At 36.7% G+C, this 24,202-nt stretch carries 27 protein-coding genes; 14 read left to right on the top strand and 13 right to left on the bottom strand.

Going from position 1 to position 24,202, the window contains the following annotated elements:
• Positions 1-214: 214 nt before the first annotated feature.
• The 7 genes from P3U61_RS10440 to P3U61_RS10410 form a co-directional block, all read right to left on the bottom strand.
• Positions 215-925 (bottom strand): trypsin-like serine peptidase, encoded by a 711-nt coding sequence (locus P3U61_RS10440; protein ID WP_199613503.1) that lies wholly within the window; start codon positions 923-925, stop codon positions 215-217.
• A gap of 207 nt (positions 926-1,132) precedes the next feature.
• Positions 1,133-1,690 (bottom strand): trypsin-like serine protease, encoded by a 558-nt coding sequence (locus P3U61_RS10435; RefSeq protein ID WP_199613502.1) that lies wholly within the window; start codon positions 1,688-1,690, stop codon positions 1,133-1,135.
• A gap of 362 nt (positions 1,691-2,052) precedes the next feature.
• A complete protein-coding gene (locus P3U61_RS10430) occupies positions 2,053-2,808 on the bottom strand; it encodes a trypsin-like serine peptidase (RefSeq protein ID WP_199274749.1) in 756 nt (251 codons plus the stop codon).
• A 357-nt stretch (positions 2,809-3,165) separates the two neighbouring features.
• Positions 3,166-3,873 carry a trypsin-like serine peptidase gene (locus tag P3U61_RS10425; RefSeq protein ID WP_014614674.1) on the bottom strand — a complete coding sequence of 236 codons (708 nt, stop codon included), beginning with the start codon at positions 3,871-3,873 and terminating at the stop codon, positions 3,166-3,168.
• Positions 3,874-4,211: 338 nt separating this feature from the next.
• Entirely contained in the window at positions 4,212-4,934 is a 723-nt protein-coding gene (locus P3U61_RS10420) for a trypsin-like serine peptidase (protein ID WP_199613501.1), read from the bottom strand.
• 322 nt (positions 4,935-5,256) lie between these two features.
• The gene (locus P3U61_RS10415; RefSeq protein ID WP_199613500.1) at positions 5,257-5,982 is read right to left on the bottom strand and encodes a trypsin-like serine peptidase; all 726 of its coding nucleotides are present in this window, start codon (positions 5,980-5,982) and stop codon (positions 5,257-5,259) included.
• A gap of 166 nt (positions 5,983-6,148) precedes the next feature.
• Positions 6,149-6,865 carry a trypsin-like serine peptidase gene (locus P3U61_RS10410; RefSeq protein WP_199613499.1) on the bottom strand — a complete coding sequence of 239 codons (717 nt, stop codon included), beginning with the start codon at positions 6,863-6,865 and terminating at the stop codon, positions 6,149-6,151.
• A 621-nt stretch (positions 6,866-7,486) separates the two neighbouring features.
• Between P3U61_RS10410 and P3U61_RS10405 the strand changes: the two genes are divergently transcribed.
• The 6 genes from P3U61_RS10405 to argS all read left to right on the top strand — a co-directional run bounded on the left by P3U61_RS10405 (position 7,487) and on the right by argS (position 12,911).
• Entirely contained in the window at positions 7,487-7,822 is a 336-nt protein-coding gene (locus P3U61_RS10405; protein ID WP_014614671.1) for a YuzB family protein, read from the top strand.
• Positions 7,823-8,231: 409 nt separating this feature from the next.
• Positions 8,232-8,711 carry a GNAT family N-acetyltransferase gene (locus P3U61_RS10400; RefSeq protein WP_014614670.1) on the top strand — a complete coding sequence of 160 codons (480 nt, stop codon included), beginning with the start codon at positions 8,232-8,234 and terminating at the stop codon, positions 8,709-8,711.
• A gap of 22 nt (positions 8,712-8,733) precedes the next feature.
• Positions 8,734-10,032, top strand: a complete 1,299-nt coding sequence (locus P3U61_RS10395) for an HD domain-containing protein (RefSeq protein ID WP_015728676.1) — start codon at positions 8,734-8,736, stop codon at positions 10,030-10,032.
• Between the two features lie 77 nt (positions 10,033-10,109).
• Positions 10,110-10,625 carry a YwhD family protein gene (locus tag P3U61_RS10390; protein WP_014614668.1) on the top strand — a complete coding sequence of 172 codons (516 nt, stop codon included), beginning with the start codon at positions 10,110-10,112 and terminating at the stop codon, positions 10,623-10,625.
• A gap of 215 nt (positions 10,626-10,840) precedes the next feature.
• The gene (locus P3U61_RS10385; RefSeq protein WP_014614667.1) at positions 10,841-11,251 is read left to right on the top strand and encodes a YwiB family protein; all 411 of its coding nucleotides are present in this window, start codon (positions 10,841-10,843) and stop codon (positions 11,249-11,251) included.
• Position 11,252: 1 nt separating this feature from the next.
• Positions 11,253-12,911 carry an arginine--tRNA ligase gene (gene argS / locus P3U61_RS10380; protein ID WP_096548178.1) on the top strand — a complete coding sequence of 553 codons (1,659 nt, stop codon included), beginning with the start codon at positions 11,253-11,255 and terminating at the stop codon, positions 12,909-12,911.
• Positions 12,912-12,953: 42 nt separating this feature from the next.
• On the opposite strand, the gene tatC is transcribed toward argS, so the two are convergent.
• Both tatC and P3U61_RS10370 read right to left on the bottom strand, forming a co-directional pair.
• The gene (gene tatC / locus P3U61_RS10375; protein WP_014614665.1) at positions 12,954-13,598 is read right to left on the bottom strand and encodes a twin-arginine translocase subunit TatC; all 645 of its coding nucleotides are present in this window, start codon (positions 13,596-13,598) and stop codon (positions 12,954-12,956) included.
• A gap of 55 nt (positions 13,599-13,653) precedes the next feature.
• Positions 13,654-13,875, bottom strand: a complete 222-nt coding sequence (locus tag P3U61_RS10370) for a twin-arginine translocase TatA/TatE family subunit (protein WP_014614664.1) — start codon at positions 13,873-13,875, stop codon at positions 13,654-13,656.
• Between the two features lie 572 nt (positions 13,876-14,447).
• Between P3U61_RS10370 and P3U61_RS10365 the strand changes: the two genes are divergently transcribed.
• The 6 genes from P3U61_RS10365 (at position 14,448) to P3U61_RS10340 (ending at position 19,230) form a co-directional block, all read left to right on the top strand.
• On the top strand, positions 14,448-15,329 hold the full coding sequence (locus P3U61_RS10365) for an ABC transporter substrate-binding protein (protein WP_014614663.1): 882 nt from the start codon (positions 14,448-14,450) through the stop codon (positions 15,327-15,329).
• Positions 15,319-16,269 carry a FecCD family ABC transporter permease gene (locus P3U61_RS10360; protein ID WP_037543855.1) on the top strand — a complete coding sequence of 317 codons (951 nt, stop codon included), beginning with the start codon at positions 15,319-15,321 and terminating at the stop codon, positions 16,267-16,269. Before P3U61_RS10365 ends, P3U61_RS10360 begins: the two co-directional genes overlap by 11 nt.
• Positions 16,270-16,325: 56 nt before the next feature.
• Positions 16,326-17,030 (top strand): HAD family hydrolase, encoded by a 705-nt coding sequence (locus P3U61_RS10355; RefSeq protein ID WP_014614661.1) that lies wholly within the window; start codon positions 16,326-16,328, stop codon positions 17,028-17,030.
• Positions 17,030-17,830 (top strand): alpha/beta fold hydrolase, encoded by an 801-nt coding sequence (locus P3U61_RS10350; protein ID WP_099997479.1) that lies wholly within the window; start codon positions 17,030-17,032, stop codon positions 17,828-17,830. The genes P3U61_RS10355 and P3U61_RS10350 overlap by 1 nt, the downstream gene beginning before the upstream one ends.
• A gap of 91 nt (positions 17,831-17,921) precedes the next feature.
• Entirely contained in the window at positions 17,922-18,425 is a 504-nt protein-coding gene (locus P3U61_RS10345; RefSeq protein WP_063278864.1) for an SA0570 family protein, read from the top strand.
• An 88-nt stretch (positions 18,426-18,513) separates the two neighbouring features.
• A complete protein-coding gene (locus P3U61_RS10340) occupies positions 18,514-19,230 on the top strand; it encodes a hypothetical protein (protein WP_014614658.1) in 717 nt (238 codons plus the stop codon).
• 210 nt (positions 19,231-19,440) lie between these two features.
• On the opposite strand, the gene sarA is transcribed toward P3U61_RS10340, so the two are convergent.
• Both sarA and P3U61_RS10330 read right to left on the bottom strand, forming a co-directional pair.
• Complete coding sequence (gene sarA / locus P3U61_RS10335; protein ID WP_014614657.1) at positions 19,441-19,812, bottom strand: global transcriptional regulator SarA; 372 nt, start codon at positions 19,810-19,812, stop codon at positions 19,441-19,443.
• A gap of 1,492 nt (positions 19,813-21,304) precedes the next feature.
• Positions 21,305-22,234, bottom strand: a complete 930-nt coding sequence (locus tag P3U61_RS10330) for a DMT family transporter (protein WP_099997480.1) — start codon at positions 22,232-22,234, stop codon at positions 21,305-21,307.
• Between the two features lie 213 nt (positions 22,235-22,447).
• Between P3U61_RS10330 and P3U61_RS10325 the strand changes: the two genes are divergently transcribed.
• Positions 22,448-22,717, top strand: a complete 270-nt coding sequence (locus P3U61_RS10325) for a hypothetical protein (protein ID WP_015728682.1) — start codon at positions 22,448-22,450, stop codon at positions 22,715-22,717.
• 340 nt (positions 22,718-23,057) lie between these two features.
• On the opposite strand, the gene P3U61_RS10320 is transcribed toward P3U61_RS10325, so the two are convergent.
• Together P3U61_RS10320 and sroA are read right to left on the bottom strand one after the other, a co-directional pair.
• Positions 23,058-23,273 carry a DUF2922 domain-containing protein gene (locus P3U61_RS10320; protein ID WP_323695694.1) on the bottom strand — a complete coding sequence of 72 codons (216 nt, stop codon included), beginning with the start codon at positions 23,271-23,273 and terminating at the stop codon, positions 23,058-23,060.
• A 15-nt stretch (positions 23,274-23,288) separates the two neighbouring features.
• The gene (gene sroA / locus P3U61_RS10315; RefSeq protein WP_014614653.1) at positions 23,289-23,492 is read right to left on the bottom strand and encodes a sigS mRNA-stabilizing protein SroA; all 204 of its coding nucleotides are present in this window, start codon (positions 23,490-23,492) and stop codon (positions 23,289-23,291) included.
• 142 nt (positions 23,493-23,634) lie between these two features.
• Between sroA and P3U61_RS10310 the strand changes: the two genes are divergently transcribed.
• Positions 23,635-24,186, top strand: a complete 552-nt coding sequence (locus P3U61_RS10310; protein ID WP_014614652.1) for a tyrosine-type recombinase/integrase — start codon at positions 23,635-23,637, stop codon at positions 24,184-24,186.
• Positions 24,187-24,202: the final 16 nt, after the last annotated feature.

The raw sequence follows: 24,202 nt of genomic DNA, 5'->3' as shown, positions 1-24,202 counted from the left end.
GACTCCTTTAATGATATCTTTTTATGAAATTGTTATTCTCGTGAAGTGATGAAATAAAAGGACAAAGTTACAGCTGTGTGCAAATATGTTAAATCGTAATGTACGGTAAGTATTAAATGTTTTATTAAAGTCGTGACATCATTCAATAGTTGAAAATTAAGTGTGAGCCTCTTTGATGTGAAAATAAAGGCAGTGAACTTGTCTACAGTAAAGCTTAATTTGCGTTTTTGTTAACCCATTCTGCAATTTCTTTTGTAAAAGGGAGGATATTTCCTTCGTAGTTTTGTGTTCTAGTGATAAGAATTCCGGTTAATTCACCATTTTTTAAAAACACACCTGATCCCGATTGTCCCTCATGAGTATGCAAAGTCGTACGAAGAAGAGCGGGATTTTTTTGATGAAAAGTAACTTGACCGTCGCTACGGTATTGCTTATAACCGCTGAATTTGTAAGGATACCCATAAGAGTATGCCTCTCGGTTTACGAAACCATCGAATTCGGCATCTGTGAAACCGCTAACTTTTGTACTGAAATTTTTAATATAGTATTGGTAAGCTCGACTTTGGTCTTGTTTAGTCCCTTTCAATATTGCGATATCATAGTCTGGGTTAGGAATATAGGTACTGATATTCATATAGCCGAATGGCGTACTTAATCCAGACTCTCCTGGATAAATTGTCCCATTAAAAGATTTGCGATTATTTCCACCACAATGTTTAGCAGTTAATGCGACAGTTGACGAAATGAGTATAGCAGTACAATGTTGGTGTGTATCAGATTCATATTTTGCAGTATATCTACTGTGGGGGTCTTTGACTGTATCTGAGACAACGACTTGTGTTCCTTTCTGGGCAAAAGCAGTATTGACAGGCAAAAAGATAAAGCATACGAGAGACAGTAATGTTATTAATCGTAATTTCTTCATATTATCACTCCTTTAATTAGATATGATTGAATATATAAATAATCTTATGAAGTTATGAAATAAAAAGAGTGGTGTTAGGATGAATAACCCGAACTTTTTATTGTAGTTAAGTCATAACAAAAATAAGAGGTTGGAAATCATGCACGAGCTTTTATTTTTTAGTATGCGTAATCAAAGAGATAGAGAAATTGATGAAGAAGCAAGTTCTTAATTCGCGTTTGCGTTAATCCAATCTGCAATTTCTTGAGTAAAAGGGAGTACAATCCCTTTGCGGTCAGTAGTACTTTCAATAACTATTCCAATAAATTCACCATTTTTTGTGAAAACCCCAGACCCAGATTGACCTACAACAGTTGGTGAATCTGTTTGAATAGATTTAAAGCGCTCAACATATCTCGTAATTGAACCGTCACTCCGGTATTGATAAAAATCGCTTCCTTTGTAAGGATAGCCAAAAGGCGTTTTTGTTCCCGAAGCGCCAGGATATATTGTGCCGACATATTTTTGACGTTCAGTCCCTGCACAATGTCTCGCGGTTAATGCAGCTGTGGATGAAATTAAAATCGCTGTACAAACGTGTCCATCCTTCATTTTGAATTTTGCAGTATATTTACTATGAGAGTCTTTAACCGTATCTGGAACCATGTCTTGGTGGGGCTTAGAAACTGCATCTGAGTTCATTCCAGTTTCTTTGCCATAAACAGCATCTACAGGCGTAATAAGGTAGGCTAAAGGCAATGAGAGAAGTAACTGTAACTTTTTCATTTTATACACCTATTTTATATTATATTAAAGATATTAACGCGAATAAATATTATGTTTATTTTATGTTATATCATTTTTCTTCAAGACTTAATTTAAAAACACAAAATCACAGGTGGATGATAATGTACGTAATGCTGAGCGTGATATTCAAAAATAGTCTGAAAGATAAGTTTAGGCATTTGAATAATTGTTTTCCGGAAAAATTGAGCGGGGAGACGTCTGAATAAAAAGTATTCATAAAATGATGACGGGATATCACCAAATGCACATTAAACTTATCCACTACATAATTAAGAGGCTGGACATCGAGTTCCAACCTCTTCGTGCTGAGAGTACCAGCAACTTAAAGAAAAAACAGTGTGTTATTTCGCATTTTTATTAATCCAATTTGCAATATCTTCGGTAAAAGGGAGTGTATTGGCTTTGTTATCCTTTGTTCTTGTGATGATAATGCCTATAAAACTGCCATCTTTTTTGAAGACGCCCGACCCAGATTGCCCGTCATAAGCAGGCATGTCCGTAAGAAGGTAAGGTTTTGGACTTTTTAAATGTTTATAAACTTGTCCATCGCTACGGTATTGTACTTTTATGGGAGCGGGCTTCTTGTTAGGGTAACCATAGGAATATACTTCATCACCAACGAAACCGCTCAACTCATCATCGGTATAACCTCGAACTGTCGTTGTGAATTTTTTAATGTAGTATTTGTAGAATCTATCTTGATCTCTTTCGGTCCCTTTTATTATTGCAATATCATACTTTGGATTTGGATGTGGCGTGTAGGTGCTAATATTCATATAACCAAATGGCCTTTTGTTTCCATTAAGCCCTGGATATATTCTACCGCTTCTTTTGGGAGGTTTAGCCCCTACACAATGTTTGGCGGTGAGTGCGGCAGTTGATGAAATTAGGATGGCTGAACAAAAGCGGGTTGAAGTCACTTGGTAATATGCACTATATTTACTGTGAGAATCTGCCACAGTATCTGGCACGATGTCTTGGTGTGGGTTTGCAACCGTATTTGGGGTTAATTCATTTCCATTGGCATAAGTAACATCGACAGGGTAAAGGAGAAAGTATATTAAAGTTGATAAGTATAGTAATGGTGAATTTTTCACATTATCACACCTTTCGTTATATTGTCATGGCAATATTTTTGTGTATTGAGAAACATATAAAATCTTATACTGATTGAACAACAGCGTAACGAATGGCCTCGAAAAATAGTGGACTTTGATAAGGAGATGCTCACTACGAGTTATGCTGGCACTTGATATTAATGCATTGAAAGATTGTGGTGGCATGGTGAAAATTAAAAAGGCCTATACATAAGTGTAAAATCAAAGTGTTGGAAGATAATCCTGCTAAGTTTATGTGGGCGTTTAACCATCTTATCGGTAAGAGACGGAAATCAATTGCCGATCAATTTTGGCATGAATAATAAAGATAGAAAAAATATATAATGAAGCAGGACATCATTTGGCGTTGTTGTTAATCCATGTCGCGATTTCTTTACTGAAGGGAAGTACTTCTGCTTCGTTACCTCGGGCTCTTGAAACAATAATTCCAACAAAGGGGCCATCTTTTTTAAAGACACCAGATCCCGACTGTCCTTCAAATGCAGGTATATCCGTACTAAGAAGAGGAAGGTATTTACTGTAATTATTCACTTTACCATCACTTCGATATTGCTTAAAAACACCATTTCTGTAAGGGTAGCCATATGAATATACTTCTTGATCAACGAATTTACTTAGTTCCTCATCTGAGTAACCTCGAACTGTTGTAGTGAATGGTTTAATATAATATTGATAGAATTTATCTTGGTCTCTTTTTATACCTTTAATGACCGCTACGTCGTATTTAGGGTGTGGAATATAGTATCTAATATTCATATAACCAAAAGGTGTGCTTACTCCTGACGCGCCGGGGTATATCGTGCCAGCAGGGGATTGATGTTGAGTCCCTCCGCAATGCTTAGCGGTAATTGCAGCAGTTGATGAGATAAGTATCGCTGTGCAAGTGTGCCCGATTCCAGATTTGTATTTTGCAGTATATTTACTGTGCGTGTCTTTGACTGTATCTGGAACGAGTACTTGTGTTCCTTTGGCATGAGCAACATTAATAGGTATTAGAAGAAAGCATGCTAAAGAAAATAAGAGCAACAATTGTAATCTTTTCATGTCATCACACCTTTAATATATTATATTTAACATATTAACATAATAGTAAATAGTATGATTATTTTATATTATGTTGTTTTTCTTCGGATTTAAGTTGAAAAATACAAAATTGCAGATGGATGACAACGTGCGTAACGTTGACGAATGACATTCCAAAATAGTCTAAATGATAAAGTTGAGTCATTTGAATAATTGTTTTTTTGGAAAGCATGGATAGGGTTGTTCTTATTCAAAAAGTGATATGAGGAAAGTACCTTGCTAAATTCACATCACACAAAAAAGAGGCTAGCAACTAAGTGCCGTCTTCTTTTGGCTCGAGTTTAAAATACTATAGTCTATTATTTCGCATTTTCGTTAATCCATTTTGCAATGCTTTCAGTAAATGGGAGTATGTTTGCAGTGTTCTTCTTTGTTCTTGTGACCATAATTCCAAGAAATTTACCATCTTTTTTGAAAACGCCCGACCCCGATTGCCCAGAAAAGGCAGGCATATCTGTAAGAAGGTAAGGTATTGGTTTTGTTTTATAACTTGTAATTTTACCGTCGCTACGATATTGCACATTATTACGAAATTGCTTCCCGTGAGGATAACCATAAGCGTATGCATCTTGACCCATAAACGCCCTGAATTCTTCATCTGTGTAACCTTTAACTGTAGTCGAGAATTTTCTAATATAGTATTTGTAGAATTCATCTTGATCTCTTTCAGTTCCTTTTAATATAGCAATGTCATACTTTGGATTTGGATGTGGTGTGTAGGTCCTAATATTCATATAACCAAAAGGTGTTTTATTTTCATTTGCCCCTGGATAGATTGTGCCACTTCTTTTAGCAGGTTGAAGTCCTCCACAATGTTTTGCAGTTAAGGCGGCAGTTGATGAAATCAGGATGGCTGTGCAAAAGCGCCCGTTAGCAGTTTTGTATAATGCAGAATATATACTGTGACGGTCTGCCACTGTATCTGTAATAGGCGTTTGTTTTCCCTTGGCAAAAGTAGTATTAGAAAGGGGAAATGGAATTAATGAAAAAGTCATTAAGAGCATTAAACATAATTTCTTCATATGATCACACCTTTATTTTATTATTTTATAAATCTATACAATCATAAAAAATACGTATCATTTGTTCAATGGTAATTTCCTACCGAGTTCAGTCAAAAAGCCTAATTGCAAATGAATGATAACGTACTAAACGATAATGTATGACATGCTTTGACGATCTAAAGGGAAGATTTGTTGTAATTGACTCATGGGTTTGTACGGAATCAATTTTGAAAGGAGATGGCTATAGACTCCTTTACAGCTAAAACGCAATATAAGTTAAGAGGCTAGCAACCAAATGACCAGCCTCTTGTTTTGTGTGCGTCTAAAATACTACAAGGAACTAGCTCGCATTTTTATTAATCCATTTTGCAATGTCTTTTGTGAAAGGGAGCACATTCGCAGTTTTACTCTTTGTACTTGTGATGATAATTCCAATAAATTGACCATCTTTTTTGAAAACCCCCGACCCCGATTGACCGCCATAGCCAGCAGGCATGTCTGTGAGAAGGTAAGGTTTTGGAGTTGTTCTATGTTTATAAATTTGACCATCGCTACGGTATTGTAATCCTTCAGGCACTGACTTCCTGTTAGGATAACCATAGGAGTATACATCATTTCGAACGAAACGACTTAACTCTTCGTCTGTGTATCCTCGAACTGTCGTCGTGAAAGGTTTAATATAGTATTTGTAGAATCTATCTTGGTCTTTTTCAATGCCTTTGAGTAACGCGATATCATAATTTGGATTTGGATTTGGAATGTAGGTCCTAATATTCATATAACCAAAAGGTCTTTTGTCACCATTTCGCCCAGGATATATTGTACCCACTCTTTCTGCAGGTTCACGTCCTACACAATGTCTAGCGGTGAGTGCGGCAGTTGATGATATTAGGATGGCTGTACAATAGCGGCCTGAATTCGTTTGAAAGTATGCAGTATACTTACTGTGAGAATCTGCAACTGTATCTAGCACGGGTTCTTGTTTCCCCTTGGCGTGAGTCGTTTCTAAAGGCATCAGCAGAAAATGTGAGAGGAATAATAAGAGTAACAAACATAGCTTTTTCATATAATCACACCTTTGATATAAGATATTTAACATATTAAATCATAATAATTAGAATTTTATGAAATGTTCTCTCTTTGAAGTTTTGAGATGAAAGTACAAAATGAGAAAGGGGCCGAACATTGAGTTCCAACCTCTTTTGGGTGAAAGTTAAAGGTAATACAAAGCACTATTCCGCATTTTCGTTAATCCATTTGGCGATATCTGTAGTAAAAGCAAGTACATTTGCGGTGTTCTTGTCTGTTTTTGTGCTGATAATTCCAATAAATTGACCATCTTTTTTGAAAACGCCAGACCCTGATTGTCCGCTATAACCAGGCATATACGTTGAAAGGCTAGGTGCTGGTGATTTTAGATACTTATAAATTTGACCATCGCTGCGGTATTGTACTTTCTTAGGAGCTGGCTTCCTGTTAGGGTAACCATAGGAGTAAACATCTTGACGAACAAAACCTTTTAGTTCTTGATCAGTGTAACCTCGAACTGTCGTCGTGAAAGGTCTAATATAGTATTTATAAAATTTATCTTGATCTCTTAAAGTGCCTTTGATGATCGCAATATCATACTTTGGATGTGGTGTGTAGGTGCTAATATTCATATAACCAAATGGACTTTTATCTAAATTTTGTCCTGGATAAATTGTGCCGCTTCTTTTTGCAGGTTCACGTCCTACACAATGTCTAGCGGTGAGTGCGGCAGTTGACGAAATAAGGATGGCTGAACAACTACGAGTGAGGCTCACTTGATAATATGCACTATATTTACTGTGCGGATCTGCAACAGTATCTGGCACCGGCTTTTGTTCCCCTTTGGCGTAAGCTGTGTTAAAAGGTATAAGAAGAAAACATGGGAGGAAAAATAAGAATAACCAACATAACTTTTTCATATGATCACACCTTTGATATAAGATATTTAATATATTAAAGTATAATAATTAAAATTTTATGAAATAATACGTATGCGGAATTTTGGAATGAGCATACAAAGTGAGAAAGGGGCTGAACATTGAGTTCCAACCTCTTTTGAAGTGCAAGAAAATAGTAAGGTGCTATTTCACATTTTTATTAATCCATGCTGCAATGTCTTAGGTAAATGCGAGTACATTAGTTACATAATTGTGGTTTCTTGAAACGATAATTCCGATAAATGGGTTATCTTTTTGAAGACGCTAAATCCCGATTGTCCATCAAAAATAGATATATCTGCAAGAATGCGCAGTATATTTACTGTGAGCGTCTACCGCTGTGTTTGGAGCAAGCGTTTGTTTACCTTTAGTAATGCATCAAAAAGCGTACAATGACAGATAGATGAGAACGTATTGAACATCGATGTGTGGCAAGCACGACCTACTTGAAGCATAAATTTATGGCAATTGACTAATGAGGTTTGTGGAAAAAGGGTGTGTATTTTAACAAATCGTAGTGCTATTTGAATATTTCTACCTTGAAAAATTGAGAAAAAAGAGTAAAATGAATAGAGTTAAAAAATTGAGAGGTGGGACGTCGAGGTGAAAAATAAATTTTTGGTTTGCGATGATTGCCAAGCAGTGAATCTCAAAACGTTGACGCAAAAACTAAAAAAGCTAGACCCAGACGCTGAGATTGAAGTAGGTTGCCAATCATATTGTGGACCAGGTCGACGTAAAACATTTGCGTTTGTTAATAACCGGCCACTTGCTGCAACGACTGAAGAAGAGTTGATGGAAAAAGTTCAGAAGCAGCTTCAAAAGCCACGCGATCCTGAAGAAGAAGAGCGTTTGAGAAAGCGTAATGAAGAGCGAAAGCGTCGGAAAGAAGAGCAAGACCGTAAATTAAAAGAGAAATTGGCAAATCGTAAAGCATAAGCCCAATTACTTATTCAATATATTCATAGGCAAAGAGACGCCCCTTTAATTTTGAAAAGGCACGTCTCTTTTTTTATGCGTAAGGCTCGTTTAATCATCAAAAAATGAACAAACTGGATATAAAATTGGAGCTAAGGGAAAAAGAATCTATAATGAAGAAATTGAAAAAAATTCAAATTGAGGTAAAAAGCGCATGAAATATCCACAATCATTAATAATGAAAAGCAAAATGCAATGAAAAGTAAAGTAGCGACAATTTTCTATACAGGTGTTGTGGAACTATGTATCAACATTCAATGCTACACGACTTGAAAGCACTTGCAATCTGAAGCATTTTACGCGCTGTTTAGGACTTGATTTATGATATAATAAAAAGTATTCTAGCAAGCAATAAGGAGCGAAATGTGGAATGTATGAAGTAAGAATTGCTACACCAGATGATGTAATAGGTATCCGCGATGTTGCGACAAAAGCGTGGTACAATACGTACTTAAATATTTATGCAGCTTCAACTGTGAATGAACTCCTCGCAGCTTCATATAACGAAGAGCATTTGCGTAAACGATTAGAAGAACAATTATTCATGGTTGCGATTGAAGGGCAAGAAGTGGTCGGTTTTGCGAATTTTATTCAAGGTAGTGAGCTGTATTTGTCTGCGCATTACGTACGCCCACATTCTCAAAATAAAGGGTACGGTCGCTTACTTTTAGAACAAGGCCTCGCACATTATGAAGGTCAATATGATGCGGTCTATTTAGAAGTCGATACAAAAAATGAAAAAGGTGTCGCATTTTATGAACAAGAAGGCTTTGAAATCATTCGTACATACGAACATGTGATGTACGGTGAAACGATGAATCTCGCACTCATGAAAAAGCCATTAAGTTAAATGCGAACAAGGAGGGTTTTGATTGACAGAAACAGCTTATGTTACACGTAAGTTATCAGAAGAGAAAGTGTTCAAAGATCCCATTCATCGCTATATTCACGTTCAAGATCAGCTGATTTGGGATTTAATCAAAACAAAAGAATTTCAACGGTTGCGTCGGATTAAACAGCTCGGGACATTGAATTTAGCTTTTCACACTGCTGAACATAGTCGTTTCGGTCATTCCCTCGGTGTGTACGAAATTGTCCGTCGCATGATTGATGAGACGTTTAAAGGTCGCCCAGAGTGGGATAATGCCGATCGTCCACTCGCGATGTGTGCGGCGTTGTTGCATGATTTAGGACACGGCCCGTTTTCACATAGTTTCGAAAAGATTTTTAATACTGATCACGAAGCCTATACCCAAGCGATTATTATGGGCGATACGGAAGTGAATGTGGTATTGCGCCGTGTGAGTGAAACATTTCCGGCTGAAGTGGCAGAAGTGATAAATAAAACACATCACAATTCATTGGTCGTGTCGATGATTTCGTCACAAATTGATGCGGACCGTATGGATTATTTACAACGAGATGCATATTTTACAGGGGTGTCTTATGGTACGTTTGATATGGAACGGATATTGCGGCTGATGCGCCCTTCTGCAGATGAAGTGTTGATTAAAGAGAGTGGGATGCATGCGGTTGAAAACTTTATTATGAGCCGTTATCAAATGTATTGGCAAATTTATTTCCATCCGGTGAGCCGTGGTGGTGAAGTTGTCTTGAATCATTGTTTTAAACGTGCGAAATATTTGTACGAACAAGGTTATGAATTTAATATTCCACCGCGTGATTTTGTGCCGTTTTTCGAAAATCGTGCGACTGTTGAAGAATACGTCCAATTAGATGAAGCGGATGTGACGTATTATTTGAAACGTTGGATTGATGAAGACGACCCGATTTTAAGTGATTTGGCACGCCGCTTTATTCATCGCGATTTATTTAAATTTTTACCGTTTGATGGCTCAATTATTACGATTACGGAGCTTCGTGATTTATTTGAACAAGCAGGCATTGATCCGGATTACTATTTTGTGAGTGATTCATTTTCCGATTTACCTTACGATTACGATCGCCCAGGTTCCAATCGACAACCGATCCACTTACTACAAAATAATGGTGGCATCCGTGAAATTAGTAGTCAATCGTTAATTATTTCAAGTATTACGGGGATTAAACGTGAAGATTATAAATTGTATTACCCGAAAGAACTGATTATGAAAATTGAAGACCCAGAGCTTAAAGGGAAAATCATTAACTTATTAAATGAACTGAATTAACCGTTTGAGTGCTGAATACATGTACAACTTGAACGATACATTTTAACAAGTATGAAAAGATTTGGAGGTATTATGAGATGGCTGAGAAAAAAGGGTTTAACTTTAATATTATCAAGAACGATCCACTCGATGGTCATAAAGGGACAAATATTGGTTCGATCAGTCTCGATAATATTGCGCCCGTTTTTATCGATATCGAAGCGCAAGAGGCCTTTATAGACATTGGTGCTATGCATGCACGTGCAGCAGTAGAACGTGGTGTGAAATGGATTACTGATAAAGAGACTGTCGATGTAGAAGGGGCAAAAGCGTACTGGCTATGTTGGGTGACAACAGAGCGCGGTGAACAAGGTCCTTACTATGCTGGGGTGACTGCGGCGTATTTATTAGTGAATAAAACGATTCGTCGTGGCTATAAAAGTATGCCAGAACATGTCAATATGATGGATAAATCTATGAAACATAAAGTCATTGTGGATCATATTGGTGCAGAAAATCGTCAAATATTAGCAGATTTTCTTAAAACGCACAATCCTGACATGTGGGCTAATGCGTCAGAAGCGTTACACCAAGCGTTTGAAGATACGAAATAAGGTGAGACTTCATTGTAGTTTACGTCGTACCGGCCGAAAGGTGACTTGATTTCTAAATAACTTACGCAGAGTGATTTTAGAAGGGGGTCACCTTGAGCATTTTTGTCATGATTTCGTCTCAAATCACGCGACAAATGTGAAATTTTATACGTTCAGTACATGTGAGATGTGATATAATGGCAAGTATTATTTGATGAAGTAAGGTGAAAATGACCATGGAGCATAACGTCAAAATTGATATCCATCAAATTGTGAAAAGAGATGCGGAAAAAGAACATTTTTCACACCAAACAACGGGCCAATGGTTGAAAAAAGGTGAGGATTGGATTCGTTACCAAGAGCAAATTGAAGACGCGACTGTCAATGTGACGGTTAAACTGACAGATGAGAGTGTCAAATTGATTCGTAAAGGCGATATCCATATGAACATGCATTTTATCGAAGGGCAAGATACGACCACTTTTTACGAATTGCCTCATGGAAAAATGGTGTTGACGGTGCATACGATGAGCATCCTTCATTTTGTGACATCGGATGGCGGTAAATTAAAAGTGCATTATGCATTATTCCAAGGTGATGAAAAAATGGGCACCTATCAATACGAAATGAAATATAAGGAGATATAAGATGAATATTATTGATCAAGTGAAACAGACATTGATTCAAGAAATCGAAAAAAGTATTCAACAAGCGAATATTGTTGAGTCGATTCCTGAAATTAAAATCGAAATTCCAAAAGATACGAAAAATGGAGACTATGCGACCAATATTGCGATGGTGTTGACGAAACTCGCGAAACGTAACCCGAGAGAAATCGCGCAACTGATTGTGGACCATTTAGATACTGAAGCGGCACATGTTAAAAAAATCGATATTGCGGGACCAGGATTTATTAACTTTTACCTTGATTCAAGTTATTTAAATGCGGTCATCGATCAAGCTTTAGAGCTAGATACGCAATTTGGTCGTGTAGCAGAATCGAAAAATAAAAAAATATTAGTGGAATATGTCTCAGCGAACCCGACTGGCGACTTACATATCGGACATGCCCGTAACGCCGCAGTAGGGGACACGTTATGCAATATTTTAGATGCAGCAGGTTATGACGTCACAAGAGAATATTACATTAACGATGCAGGCAACCAAATTACGAACTTAGCAAAATCGATCGAAGCACGTTACTTACAGCATTTAGGTCAAAAAGCAGAAATGCCAGCAGACGGGTATCACGGTCAAGACATTAAAAATATCGGTGCGGATTTAGCTGAAAAACAGCCGAACTTAATGGATTTATCGGATGACGAACGTCTGAAAACATTTAGACAACTCGGTGTAGATTATGAGATGGCAAAATTAAAACAAGACCTTGCTGATTTCAACATTCATTTCGATAATTGGTTTAGTGAAACATCTTTATATGAAAAAGGTGAGATTAAAGCTGTTTTAGAACGTATGAAAGAAAATGGTTACACGTATGAACAAGACGGTGCGACGTGGTTACGTACGACAGATTTCAAAGATGACAAAGACCGTGTGTTAATTAAAAAAGATGGCACGTACACATACTTTTTACCAGATATTGCGTACCACTACGATAAGTTCCAACGTGGTAACGACAATTTGATCAATTTATTCGGTGCGGATCATCACGGCTATATTAACCGTCTGAAAGCGTCACTCGAAACGTTTGGTGTGGATAGCGATCGTCTAGAAATTCAAATTATGCAAATGGTACGTTTAATGCAAGATGGCGAAGAAGTGAAGATGAGTAAACGTACAGGTAACGCGATTACATTAAGAGAAATTATGGATGAAGTCGGTATTGATGCGGCGCGTTACTTCTTGACGATGCGCAGTGCGGATACACATTTCGATTTTGATATGGCACTTGCGAAGGAACAGTCTCAAGACAACCCGGTTTATTATGCACAATATGCACATGCGCGTATTTGTTCGATTTTACGTCAAGCAGAAGCACAGGGGTATCAAGTCGAAAAAGGTGCCGATTATCAAACAATTACTAACGATAAGGCCATTGAATTGTTGAAGAAAGTCGCGGAATTCGAGCCGATGATTGAAGGCGCAGCAGAAGCCAGAGCACCGCATCGTGTGACGAATTATATTCAAGACTTAGCCGCACACTTCCACAAGTTTTACAATGCAGAAAAAGTATTAACAGAAGATCAAGCGAAAACAAAAGCACATTTGGCATTAATTGATGCTGTACGTATTACGTTACGCAATGCATTACAATTAGTCGGTGTCACTGCACCAGAACAAATGTAAATTACAAAAGGCAACCTCAGTATCGCGCTGAAGTTGCCTTTTTTAATGATAAGGTTTCGTAAATCGAATGATAAACATACTCAGTTCGAACAATAATATCAAAGGAAAGGACAGTAAAATATTTAACAGCACATCAGGCGGTGCAATCAAGCTGGCCAAGACCAAGCACCCAAAATACACATACTTACGATAAGGCCGTAACATGGTCGCATCAATCAGCTCGAATTTGGCTAAACCGATAAACAAAATCGGCAATTGAAAAATAATGCCAAAGAAGAGTAGCCATCGCAGTAGTTCGGTTAAATATTGTTTAAATCCAATCACTGGATCAATCGACATTAATTGTGACAAATTGAATGAAAACTGAATGATAAGTGGAAAAATGAGCCAGTATGCCAGTGCGATACCTGTCAAAAACAGCAGCACGGAAATGAGGCTATACTTATAAACGAATTGGCGCTCAATGTCTTTTAAACCTGGCGCGATAAATGCCCACAATTGATAAAAAATCACGGGAGAAACGATACACAATGTACAAAATAAGATAATCATAATGTAAATCTGTATCATTTCGGTAAAACTAAAGGCATGTAACTGGACGCCATTTTGAGCTATAGCGTGTATGAATGGCTGGATCCACCAATGTGATGAAATGTAGACTACAATGAGTACGAGGCCAAACGTCATGCCTATTTTGATTAACCGTGCTCTCAGTTCGTTAAAATGATTGAGTAACGATAACTCATTTGTGTTCTTGTTTTGTAGATTTTGTACTGGGTGTGTCTAATGATTCGTCATCTTCTGTAATATGTTCTGTGGCAGATTTAAATTCGCGTAACGTTGAACCGATTGCACGACCAAATTGAGGTAACTTTTTCGGTCCAAACAAAATGAGCGCAATGACACTAATGATAATGAGGCCTGTTGGACTTGCCATACCTAAAACAAACGTACCTTCTAGCATAAAAATCCTTCTTCTCTTAAAATTTTTCTAATCACCTTTAGCGATACAAGTCACCATATGAATCCATGATATAATAAAGTCCTATCAATTGTAAAAATTATTTGCCATTATAAAATCTTGTATGTATGTCACCCTCTACAACGAAGCCCTTGATATATGAAGAATAATGTTCTAAAAATCGTATATAGTGATAAACGGTTTTCCTCAATTGATAATCATTTTCAATTAATTATATTCCGATGCGCAAATACTGTCAATACAGTTTTTTAATGTATTTTATTAGAAAGTTTATTAAATATAAATTTCTGTTGTTATCGCTTTCATAAGAGGATGGATCATTAAAATTTTATGATGCTTTTGCTACACTAATTTTGTTTAACTTGCACTCCTCATGATTTGTGGTATTTGATTGCCTTCTTGGCTCTTTGTTTAAGTTCCCCATCATGATGTAGTCGATGAAAGTGTCTATTTAGGTAGTTTTCAAAATTTACATAAAAAATTAATTTAAGGCGCCAAAAATCAACAAAAAATGATAAGATAAACAAAATAAGATGAAAAATGGGAGTGGAAGGATGAAATTAAAAGGGTTCGCACTTGTGATCGTCATGGTTGTCTTCATGCTCGCGGGTTGTCACTTCAATGCAAATCAGTCGAAGGAGACGGGCAAATCTTCTGATAAAGGTCCGGAACGTATCATTTCATTAATGCCAAGTAATACAGAGATTTTATATGAGCTCGGACTAGGTGATAAGGTCGTAGGTGTTTCTACGGTAGATGATTATCCAAAAGGCGTGAAAGAGAAGCAGCAATTTGACGCAATGCAACTTAATAAGGAAGCGTTGATTAAAGCGCAACCGGATTTGATTTTAGCGCATGAATCACAAAAAGCATCTCAAGGTAAAGTGTTGGATAGTTTAGAAGAAAGTGGCATTCGTGTTGCTTATGTCAAAGATGCGCATTCGATTAATGAAATGTATGAAACGTTTAATCAAATTGGAAAGCTCACAGGAACTGAACAACAAGCAGAACAATTAGTGAAAGAAACGAAACATAACATTCAACAGGTGATCGATACGATTCCGAAGCACAAAAAAGCACCTCACGTGTTCATTGAAATTGCATCTCAACCAGAAATGTATACAGCGGGTAAAGGGACTTTTATGAATGATATGTTAAAGCAACTCCATGCTCGAAATGTGTTTGATGATACGGAAGGTTGGCCGAAAGTGTCTAAAGAACAAATTATCAAGAAAAATCCAGATGTGATGATTGCGACGTCAGGTGTTTCGACAAAGGATTATCGCAATGATGTACAGCAACGTGGTGGTTTCGAGAGAGTTAATGCAGTGAAAGAAGACCGTGTTGTCGCTTTAAATGATGACATGTTATCACGACCTGGACCGCGTTTAGATGATGCGATGAAAATGTTGAGAGATGCTGTGTATGAAAAATAACGTAACGAAGGGCTTCATGAGCATCAGTGCATGGAGCCTTCTTTTAATGGTTGTCTGTACATACAGTTTATTCAGTCGATTAGAGTGGCACACCCCTTTAACATCGACATTGGTTATGGAGGTACGTCTACCTAGAATGCTACTCGCATTGTTTGCAGGCATGGGGCTCACAATAGCAGGACAAATGTTTCAAATTATCTTGAACAACCCCCTTGCCGATAGTTTTACACTTGGACTGGCAAACGGTGCGACAGTGGGGGCGGCAATCGCTGTACTTCTCGGCTTACCTTTTGTATGGGTTGCGCCTTTAGCGATGGTGTTGGGCATGCTCTCATTAGTCGTTGTTATGACTATCGCTTATACCATTTCGAGGGGCTATCCGACGCGCTCGCTCATTCTAGCCGGGATACTCATCGGTTCGTTGTTGAATGCAGTGCTGTTTTTACTCGTCCAATTCAATCCGCAAAGACTCCAAAATATTGTGGCGTACATGTTCGGTGGCTTTGGTGCTGCGGAATATCGAGAAGCGGCCGTGGTGATGAGCGTCTTTGTCATTATTACATTGATCTTCTTCATGTTAGTTCCGAAAGTTAAATTACTACAAATGAACACGCTCTCGAGTGCTGCGTTAGGGCTTCATGTCGAGCGTTTATCGGTGACTGTATTAATATTAGCGACCATGATGTCTACAGTCATTATCGGCTTTGTAGGGGTGATTGGCTTTATCGGTATGGTCATTCCACAATTTGTACATCGTTTGAGCCGAGGGACATTACCTTTTAAAATGCTTTTAAATATTTTAATTGGTGGGACAGCTATGGTACTGGCAGATGTTTTAGGTGCACAATTACTCGACCCGATTCAACTGCCCGCAAGTGTCGTCTTAGCAATTTTAGGCATTCCACTGATGTTTTATCTCATGATAGTTGAACGACCTTGAGCAATTGACTAATATAGTATTATATGAATTTTAAAGAATAAGTAATGAGGTATACCATGGACTTAACAAACATTAAAGCAATTATATTTGATTTAGAGGGAACGTTGTTAGATCGACAAAAATCACGTGACAAATTTATTGAAGAGCAATACGAACGTTTTCATGATTATTTAGTACGTGTACAAGCCTCAGACTTCCGCAAAAAATTTATCGAACTTGATGACGACGAAGATCATGATAAACCTGATTTATACAAAGAAATCATCAAGCAATTCAACATTGATCGTTTAACATGGAAAGATTTATTTAACGACTTTGAAATGCATTTCTATCGTTACGTTTTTCCATTTTATGACACGACCTATACTTTGCAAAAACTGAAAGAAGCGGATTATAAAATTGGTGTTATCGCAAATGGGAAATCTAAAATTAAACGTTATCGTGTTTATGCGTTAGGTATCGAATCTTACGTGACACATTTGACGACTTCTGAAATGGTGGGCTTTCGAAAACCGCATCCACGTATTTATGAAGAAATTATTGAGAAATTAGATGTCGCACCAGAAGAGGTGGTGTACGTCGGCGATGATGCGTTGAATGACGTCGCACCTGCTCGAGCAATGGGCATGGTTAGCGTCTGGTATCGTCACGGTGAAAGAGAAGATGAGGTTATTCCTTTAGAATCGGAAATGGATTTTGAAATTACAACACTGGAAGAATTATTAGATATTTTAAACATCGAACGGGAGGCTGAAAAGTAATGCATTTATTTAGATCATCAGATGGGACAGCATTGAATTATCGCTCAATGGGAAAAGGTTATCCGATTGTGATGGTACATTCAGTGTATATGAATCATACAGTATTTGAGGATATTGCGAAGCGTTTGTCACGCTATTTTCAAGTGATATTAGTCGACTTGAGAGGACACGGATACTCTGACAAACCGTTAACGATTGATTTTCATGATTATAGTCAAGATTTAAAAGAATTGATGGAGTTTCTGTACATCGAATGTGCGACATTTATCGCGATTGAAATGGGAAGTGGGGTTGCATTAGACCTCGTTCAACGTGATCCAAAGAAAGTCTCAGAACTCATTTTAATTAATCCGACTGTCTCTGGAGAAGGCTTACCACATGAGCGCTTGTTCCGTAAATACGCTGAAACGATTCGTACTTGGAGCGATTCAGAACAAGATAAGTTTTTAGAAAAGCATTTATACTATGCTAAAGGAAAAGTGCGCAAGTTTCTTAAAAGTGTCAATGACTCAGCAGCTTTATTAACAGATTATGAGAAAAATGCAGTGGACCAATCATTTACAGATTTTGAACTTGGTGAACCATTGTCTGAAGTGCAAGTACGCACACTCGTGATTGCAGGAGTGGCGAATGAACGTATCGCGCCGAGTGAATCTGAAAATATTGCCGAGTTGATGCCAAATGCGACGTACGAATTATTTAAAAAGTCAGGCGTATATCCATTTGTAGAAGAAAAGGAAAAATTTCTCAAAACAGTGAAAAGCTTTATGCAAAGAACGACACATAATATGGACTTGTAACCATTTTGTAATACAACTGTTATTTTATTGCAATTTAGGGTATGATGATAATGAGCACAAAAAAGAGAGACAAAAGAGGAGCGTGTGCCCTATGAAAAAACTAGTCAGTGCAATGTTAATAACAGGACTTACATTTTCGGGGATTTATGCAGGTACAGCAGATGCGATGTCAGGGAATACATTAGAATCAGTGAAATCATTACAACACGGCGATCGCACAGTAGAAGGTGTGACAATTGGCGACCGAATGAGTGACGTATTCCGAGACAAAGGCCATGGGATTCATACGAAAGAAGCTTACGGTCATCATCATTATTATGAAATTCATACAAAAGATGGTGTGATGATTGTGACTGCGAGCGGCGCGGGTCGACATGCGAAGGTGACACGTGTGAGTATGATTTACAATAAACTGAACGGCCCGAAGTATCAAGAGGTGAAGGATCAAGTGAGTGCACGTGCGATTAAACGTGAACATCATAACCATGTCACAGGGGGTAGCGGTTATATTTCAGATGGTAAAGTGGCATACCAATTTGCGACTTCTACACCAAAAAATCAAACATTGAAGCTCTATCGCATTGATGTAGAGTAATGTACGACGCAACTGTACAAACGGAAGCGTCTACACGCCAGGTCTCACTTCTGATATAATGGTGCTATCAAATGAGACGGAGGATTTTATGAGACCTAATGATCGGACTTTACTGGAGAATGTAGAAGATTACTTTACGCACAAAGGTGTATCTCCAAGTTTAATCGACGACGTTAAAGAAAATTTGAGAAAAGATATTCAAAAATCAGAAGCGGAAGATAAAGACTATATCGAATATCGTCAAAAATCTCCGGCTGAAATGATACTAACAATACAAAAAAACTTATTTATATTACAGTTCAACCCGGTCGTGTTTTTTATCATCAACTTTATATTAATTTCATCGCTCTATGACAAACAATTGGTGCCTTTCGGTGCTGCCACAGGTTTATCACTCGTGTATATGCTTGTCATGTTGCCGATATCGATCGTTATATATACACGAATCATGCATAAAAATTATTTGTATCGCAATAAAATAGAGAGTTATGCAGGGGGAGCTTTAGCGGTTTTTGCCCTCGTACTCATTTTAATGAATGCGTTTGATTTGAACTTAGGTATTCATGTTGTGACGCATTATGCACATATCGCGATGGCAGTAATTGGCGTGATCGTGACGAGCTTTGGATTGTATAAAAAGTATTTAGAGTACACAGGAATTGGCTTATTATTACTTCAAAAGACCATTGATGTGATTGTTGCTGATGATCAGGCGGCTCAGCTCATTTCCATTGCAATTTGGGTGATGATTTTAGTGTTGATTATTTTCTACACAATTGAATTGTCAGCGAGCAAACGAACATAAGTGGCATCCAAGCAGTATAAAATACCCTTTCGAAGCGTGTTACATTAAGCAATGTCACTTCGAAAGGGTATTTTGGTGAGGGTTAAACGGAGCAAAAAAGTAAAACCACTCGTTGTAGTCGTATAAAAAGACAATGAGTGGTTTTATTTTACACTTGTACGTATGCTCCATAAGCCCCATACGTTTCATAATTCATGCTTTGTTCCAAAATTACTGTGGTCGAATATCTGTAGATTTGATTGTTTCATTAACACGGTCTAATAAAGCGTTGATTTTTTCACGTTGTTGATCGTTAATTAAAATCAGTACTGTACGTTCATCGTTTTCATTACGGCGTTTATCGAAATATCCTTCTTGAGATAAGTTTTTAACAGCTTTCACGACTTGCGGTTGCTTATAGTTTAAGTTGTTAATGATATCTTTTAAATAATATTCCTCTTCTATTCTATAGCTTAAGTGTGTTAAAACCGCGAACTCTTCAAAACTAATTTTAAATTCCTTTTTAATCACACTTTTTAATCTATCAGCGTAAGTCACCATAGATAATAACTCAAAACAATCCTTGACTCTTGTAACAGCCATACTCATAACCTCCCATATATATTACCCTTAAACGTCTTTTGAAATATAATACACGATATATTACATTTCAATAAAATCCCGTTAACACATTATATTATAGCAAATGAAGTGTATATAACACCACTAAAATGCACTAGTATAAATCTTTATATATTTAATTCGAACGGAATTATTTAATATATTATATCTAATAGGCATGCATTTGTAAAATAAGACACTTCAACGTTTTACAACATTATAATGATCATAATCAATATTCGAAGTGAGCACGATAAGTTGTCATATATGGTCATTAATCCATAATTTGCAATTAAACAACTAGAATAATGCCAAAAAAGCAAAAAAGAATTTAATGTTGTTTTTAACTTGGTTCTAAAATATTTGCCTTGGGATTCCTAACAACTTTTCCACCAATAAAAACACCTTTATTAATTAAAAGTTGCTTATTTATTTTATCATAATTTATTATGCATTTGATGAATTTACAGTTTTTACATATAATTAGAAATGGCTGATTCAATCATATTTAAACTGGTCATATGGTAAAGAGAAGTTTGATTTTGAGGTTAAAATGAATTCAAATTGGTAACGACTTTGAGGATGAAAATTATTTTGATATGTGAAAAGGGATTTTCTTTGAATAGCAAGATAGGTTTGAAATATAGATAACTAAAGGGTTTAGAAAGATTGTGTAGTTGATAAACCCCGAGTATAATGGTTTGTTTTTCATTGTGAGGATAGTAAAAAATATCTTAAATATAAAATGTAATTTATTGTGACTTTGAATGAAATTTTGAGCGAACGAGCAACTTGGTACTAGTGAAAATTTTATGCATTTGCACAATAACAAAAACAGTGATGACCATTATAGTCTAAGTGGCGAGCGGATTCAACTCATTTTTAGTGAAGTGGACGTAAATGATGTTAAGTTTTGTTGTAGATGATTGGATAGAGCTATTACATATATGATTTGAGGAAAATCATAAAAAATAGGTAAGTGTCCCTATATAATTGAAACAACGACACAGCTGTTAAAAGTGACAGTGCATCGTAAGTACAGCGATACAGCCTGTTTTAAGCGGATACCGCGTCGTCTTTACATCAGCTTTCAAATAACGAGGTTTTGGAAATTGTAAAAATAAGTATACAGTATAAATAAGCAGATAAGTAAAAATAATGCGAAATAAAAAATAAATATTTCTTGACATGAACATGACTCAATGCTTTAGTACATATCTTATATATATACGATTCTTTTTTAAGTTGTATCAAAATTTGGCATATTTAATTAAAAATCACAGCAGTATATATATACTTTTTGTATTTATATACATTTTATTGCGGTATAAAATAATTACGAGCTACATTTATTGCAATTTGTAGCATATTAAGATAATAAAATGACATAGAGGTGTGAAAAAATAAAAAGCGTCCTCAAAAAAGTGCATGATTCACACACTTTTGAGAAGACAATGAATCAAATAGCGTATGCTTAGTTGAACTGAATGATAATAATCGCAATAATAATGAGCATAAAACCTAATAAGCGCTGTTTCGTAATATGACGATGTGGTACACCGAATAGTCCGAAATGGTCGATGAGTAAGCCCATAATAATTTGTCCGACCATCACAGTAATAAGTGTGAAAGTGACCCCAATCACAGGCGTTAAAATAATATTCGTTGTGACAAAAATGACACCTAATGCCCCGCCAACAAAGTGCCACCATTTCAATGGACCATGCTGCTCAGAGGTTGCATGAATTTTAACGTGTCTATGTAGCATCAACGTCAAAATAATGAGTGCTGATGCCCCTACTGTAAATGAAACTAATGACGCAAAGAAGGGGGAGTGGAGTGTTTGGCCTAAATGACTATTGATTGCTGTTTGAATGGGCGGCGTAAAACCAATGATCATACCGACAAGCATCCATGGCCCATTATGACCCGATTGTGCCAATTGCTTAGCGTTCTTTTGCAGATTCATCAAAATAATACCGATGAGTAATAACACAATTCCGAGCACTTTCATTACATGTAACGTTTGAACATCTACATTGAACCAACCGAACGTATCGATCAACACACTCATCAAAATTTGTCCGGTAATCGTTGTCACGACGGTTAACGATGCGCCAATACGTGGTAACAAAATCATATTACCGGTTAAATAAATCACGCCCATCAATCCACCAACATACCAGTAATAATCAAAATGGTAATGTCCGAAAGCTTCTGCAGTCAGTAAGTGTGGATTGAGTATAAAGTTGAGTATCACGAGCAATAATGTTCCGACCGTAAATGAAATGGCAGAAGCATATAAAGAAGATTGCGTGAACCGGCTTAATCTAGAATTAATAGAGGTCTGTACAGGAATGACAGCACCAGCTACTAACCCTAAAATCAGTAAGAGTGAAAGCATAATCAACCATCCTTTTGTTTAACTGTGTTATCATTATAGCAAAATGTCTATGTGATAGTGCTAAATTTGTTTGCGAACAATTTCAATAGGGAGACATACAGGGTAAAAGATGTGGTTTGAAACCTATTGGTTATTATAAAACGGTAATAGATTATAGTAAATTTTGCATGTGAACATGTATGATCATCATTGGTAACCGCACCATGACTAAGAATGAAGTTAAAGGAAAGTTGTGATATTTTGAAGGAACATGAAATCGTACGTGTGATTGATGACCATCTCTTTTTTATTAATGTTAATGCGTCGTCAAAGCTTGAAGAGGGGCAGTATGTTGAAGTGCTTAATCCTTTTAAATCTTATAAAACGTTAGCACGTATTGATGAAGTATACGAAAAATATGCGATTTGTCAAAAGCTTGGGAAGTTTAAGATTTTTTATGGTGATGAAGTGAGAATTCGTCCGAACTATCAATCTAATGTGTAAATATAGAAGTTACGAAAGTGGCGAGACATCAAATTTTTGCTAGCCCGAGATGATACACATCTTAAATTATTGTGTCTATTCATCCGGAGTTATTATGAATTTGAGTGTGCAAAGACTGGGGAATCTCTCTCGGTCTTTTTTATTTGTTTTGAATATGTTCGGTTTTGAGATTAAGGAGATACCGATAGATTGATATAAACGCAAAAAAGGCCAGGATATTTAATTTTCCTAGCCTCTATCTACTTATGGATTTGTAATTCATTAATTCGAAATCGAGAGTGAATTGGATACAAAAATGGATGCTATTGATTTTTGATTTTCACTTCTCTAACGCGACATATTAAAACAACACAATGACAGATTTATCAATGACTTGAGCGCCTGCCACTTTGACGACAGGGCCATGCATCGTCTTCAATACATTTAATGCCACTAACTTTTCCGCTTCTTCTTGAACTACTTCTTTTGTGATTGTCCCTTTAATGTTAGGTAAACTTAATTTGAAAGTTTTTTGTAATGCGTCTAAAAAAATGATTTCTAAAGTTTTAACGTTCATCGTAATTGCTCCTTTTTATTGAATATTTTCTGATGTCATTAATTCGATAGCGTCATACTGCTCGCCAGTCAACTTCTCAATCATTTGACTGAAAGCTTTTAAGTCCTCGTGTGAAGCGTCTGTTTTTAACTGTGTAAAGCGACGTGATGCTTTCTTAGGTTTTCCCTCTGCTGAAGTTGTTGTTTGCGTCAGAATAAGTGTTAAGTGGTTGATGTTCATGTTTCTGACCTCCTTTCACTATATATATCGAAATCCAACGCAAAAAATCACACCCCTCATGAGAAAAAATTTTGTGAAAGTTGTTTAATGTTACTCAAATATAGTTTATAATTAAATAAGAAACATAAAGGAGGGGGAACGAGTGAATTGCGTGGATCCAATTCGTGAAATGAGAGATATTCATAGGATGTATGATTTTTTACAATCCCATTCGATACGTGATTATTTGTTTTTTAAGTTTGCGATTCATACGGGTGTTAAGTTAGTCGGATTATTAAATTTAAAGGTCAGTCAAGTGATGCATGATGATGGGACTATCATTGAGAAATGGGATGTGTCTCAAAGTCAGGAAGTTAGTGTGCGTATCCCGAACAGTTTAAGGGAAGAGTTAAAGGCGTATATCGATGCTGAGGCGTTAATTAAGACGGACTTATTATTTCGCTCTAAACGGACGCAAAAAGGACTGAGTCGACAACAAGCCTATCGCATTATTAATACAGCGGCACAGCAATTAGGCCTCGAACATATCGGCTTGACCACTTTGAGAAAAACTTTTGCCTATCACGCGTTTGAATCTGGCATTTCTATTTCAATGATTCAAAAGTATCTCGGGCACCAAACGTCACATGAAACGATGAAATTTATCGGTGTGCCTAAAAAAGAAATGGATACGACAATTGCTTTAAACCTATAAATATAGAGAAAAGGAG

The sequence above is a fragment of the Staphylococcus pseudintermedius genome, assembly GCF_034042775.1.
In the GTDB taxonomy this organism is placed as follows: Bacteria; Bacillota; Bacilli; order Staphylococcales; family Staphylococcaceae; genus Staphylococcus; species Staphylococcus pseudintermedius.
Note: the sequence above shows the minus strand (reverse complement) of the source record. Positions and strands in the feature narration are given on the sequence as shown.

Bases quoted from the DNA above. Each gene is read 5' to 3' on its own strand.
- P3U61_RS10440 (WP_199613503.1), bottom strand. From the start codon at position 925: ATGAAGAAATTACGATTAATAACATTACTGTCTCTCGTATGCTTTATC.
- P3U61_RS10435 (WP_199613502.1), bottom strand. From the start codon at position 1,690: ATGAAAAAGTTACAGTTACTTCTCTCATTGCCTTTAGCCTACCTTATT.
- P3U61_RS10425 (WP_014614674.1), bottom strand. From the start codon at position 3,873: ATGAAAAGATTACAATTGTTGCTCTTATTTTCTTTAGCATGCTTTCTT.
- P3U61_RS10420 (WP_199613501.1), bottom strand. From the start codon at position 4,934: ATGAAGAAATTATGTTTAATGCTCTTAATGACTTTTTCATTAATTCCA.
- P3U61_RS10415 (WP_199613500.1), bottom strand. From the start codon at position 5,982: ATGAAAAAGCTATGTTTGTTACTCTTATTATTCCTCTCACATTTTCTG.
- P3U61_RS10410 (WP_199613499.1), bottom strand. From the start codon at position 6,865: ATGAAAAAGTTATGTTGGTTATTCTTATTTTTCCTCCCATGTTTTCTT.
- P3U61_RS10400 (WP_014614670.1), top strand. From the start codon at position 8,232: ATGTATGAAGTAAGAATTGCTACACCAGATGATGTAATAGGTATCCGC.
- P3U61_RS10390 (WP_014614668.1), top strand. From the start codon at position 10,110: ATGGCTGAGAAAAAAGGGTTTAACTTTAATATTATCAAGAACGATCCA.
- P3U61_RS10385 (WP_014614667.1), top strand. From the start codon at position 10,841: ATGGAGCATAACGTCAAAATTGATATCCATCAAATTGTGAAAAGAGAT.
- argS (WP_096548178.1), top strand. From the start codon at position 11,253: ATGAATATTATTGATCAAGTGAAACAGACATTGATTCAAGAAATCGAA.
- tatC (WP_014614665.1), bottom strand. From the start codon at position 13,598: ATGACGTTTGGCCTCGTACTCATTGTAGTCTACATTTCATCACATTGG.
- P3U61_RS10370 (WP_014614664.1), bottom strand. From the start codon at position 13,875: ATGCTAGAAGGTACGTTTGTTTTAGGTATGGCAAGTCCAACAGGCCTC.
- P3U61_RS10365 (WP_014614663.1), top strand. From the start codon at position 14,448: ATGAAATTAAAAGGGTTCGCACTTGTGATCGTCATGGTTGTCTTCATG.
- P3U61_RS10360 (WP_037543855.1), top strand. From the start codon at position 15,319: ATGAAAAATAACGTAACGAAGGGCTTCATGAGCATCAGTGCATGGAGC.
- P3U61_RS10355 (WP_014614661.1), top strand. From the start codon at position 16,326: ATGGACTTAACAAACATTAAAGCAATTATATTTGATTTAGAGGGAACG.
- P3U61_RS10350 (WP_099997479.1), top strand. From the start codon at position 17,030: ATGCATTTATTTAGATCATCAGATGGGACAGCATTGAATTATCGCTCA.
- P3U61_RS10345 (WP_063278864.1), top strand. From the start codon at position 17,922: ATGAAAAAACTAGTCAGTGCAATGTTAATAACAGGACTTACATTTTCG.
- P3U61_RS10340 (WP_014614658.1), top strand. From the start codon at position 18,514: ATGAGACCTAATGATCGGACTTTACTGGAGAATGTAGAAGATTACTTT.
- sarA (WP_014614657.1), bottom strand. From the start codon at position 19,812: ATGGCTGTTACAAGAGTCAAGGATTGTTTTGAGTTATTATCTATGGTG.
- P3U61_RS10330 (WP_099997480.1), bottom strand. From the start codon at position 22,234: ATGCTTTCACTCTTACTGATTTTAGGGTTAGTAGCTGGTGCTGTCATT.
- P3U61_RS10325 (WP_015728682.1), top strand. From the start codon at position 22,448: ATGAAGTTAAAGGAAAGTTGTGATATTTTGAAGGAACATGAAATCGTA.
- P3U61_RS10320 (WP_323695694.1), bottom strand. From the start codon at position 23,273: ATGAACGTTAAAACTTTAGAAATCATTTTTTTAGACGCATTACAAAAA.
- sroA (WP_014614653.1), bottom strand. From the start codon at position 23,492: ATGAACATCAACCACTTAACACTTATTCTGACGCAAACAACAACTTCA.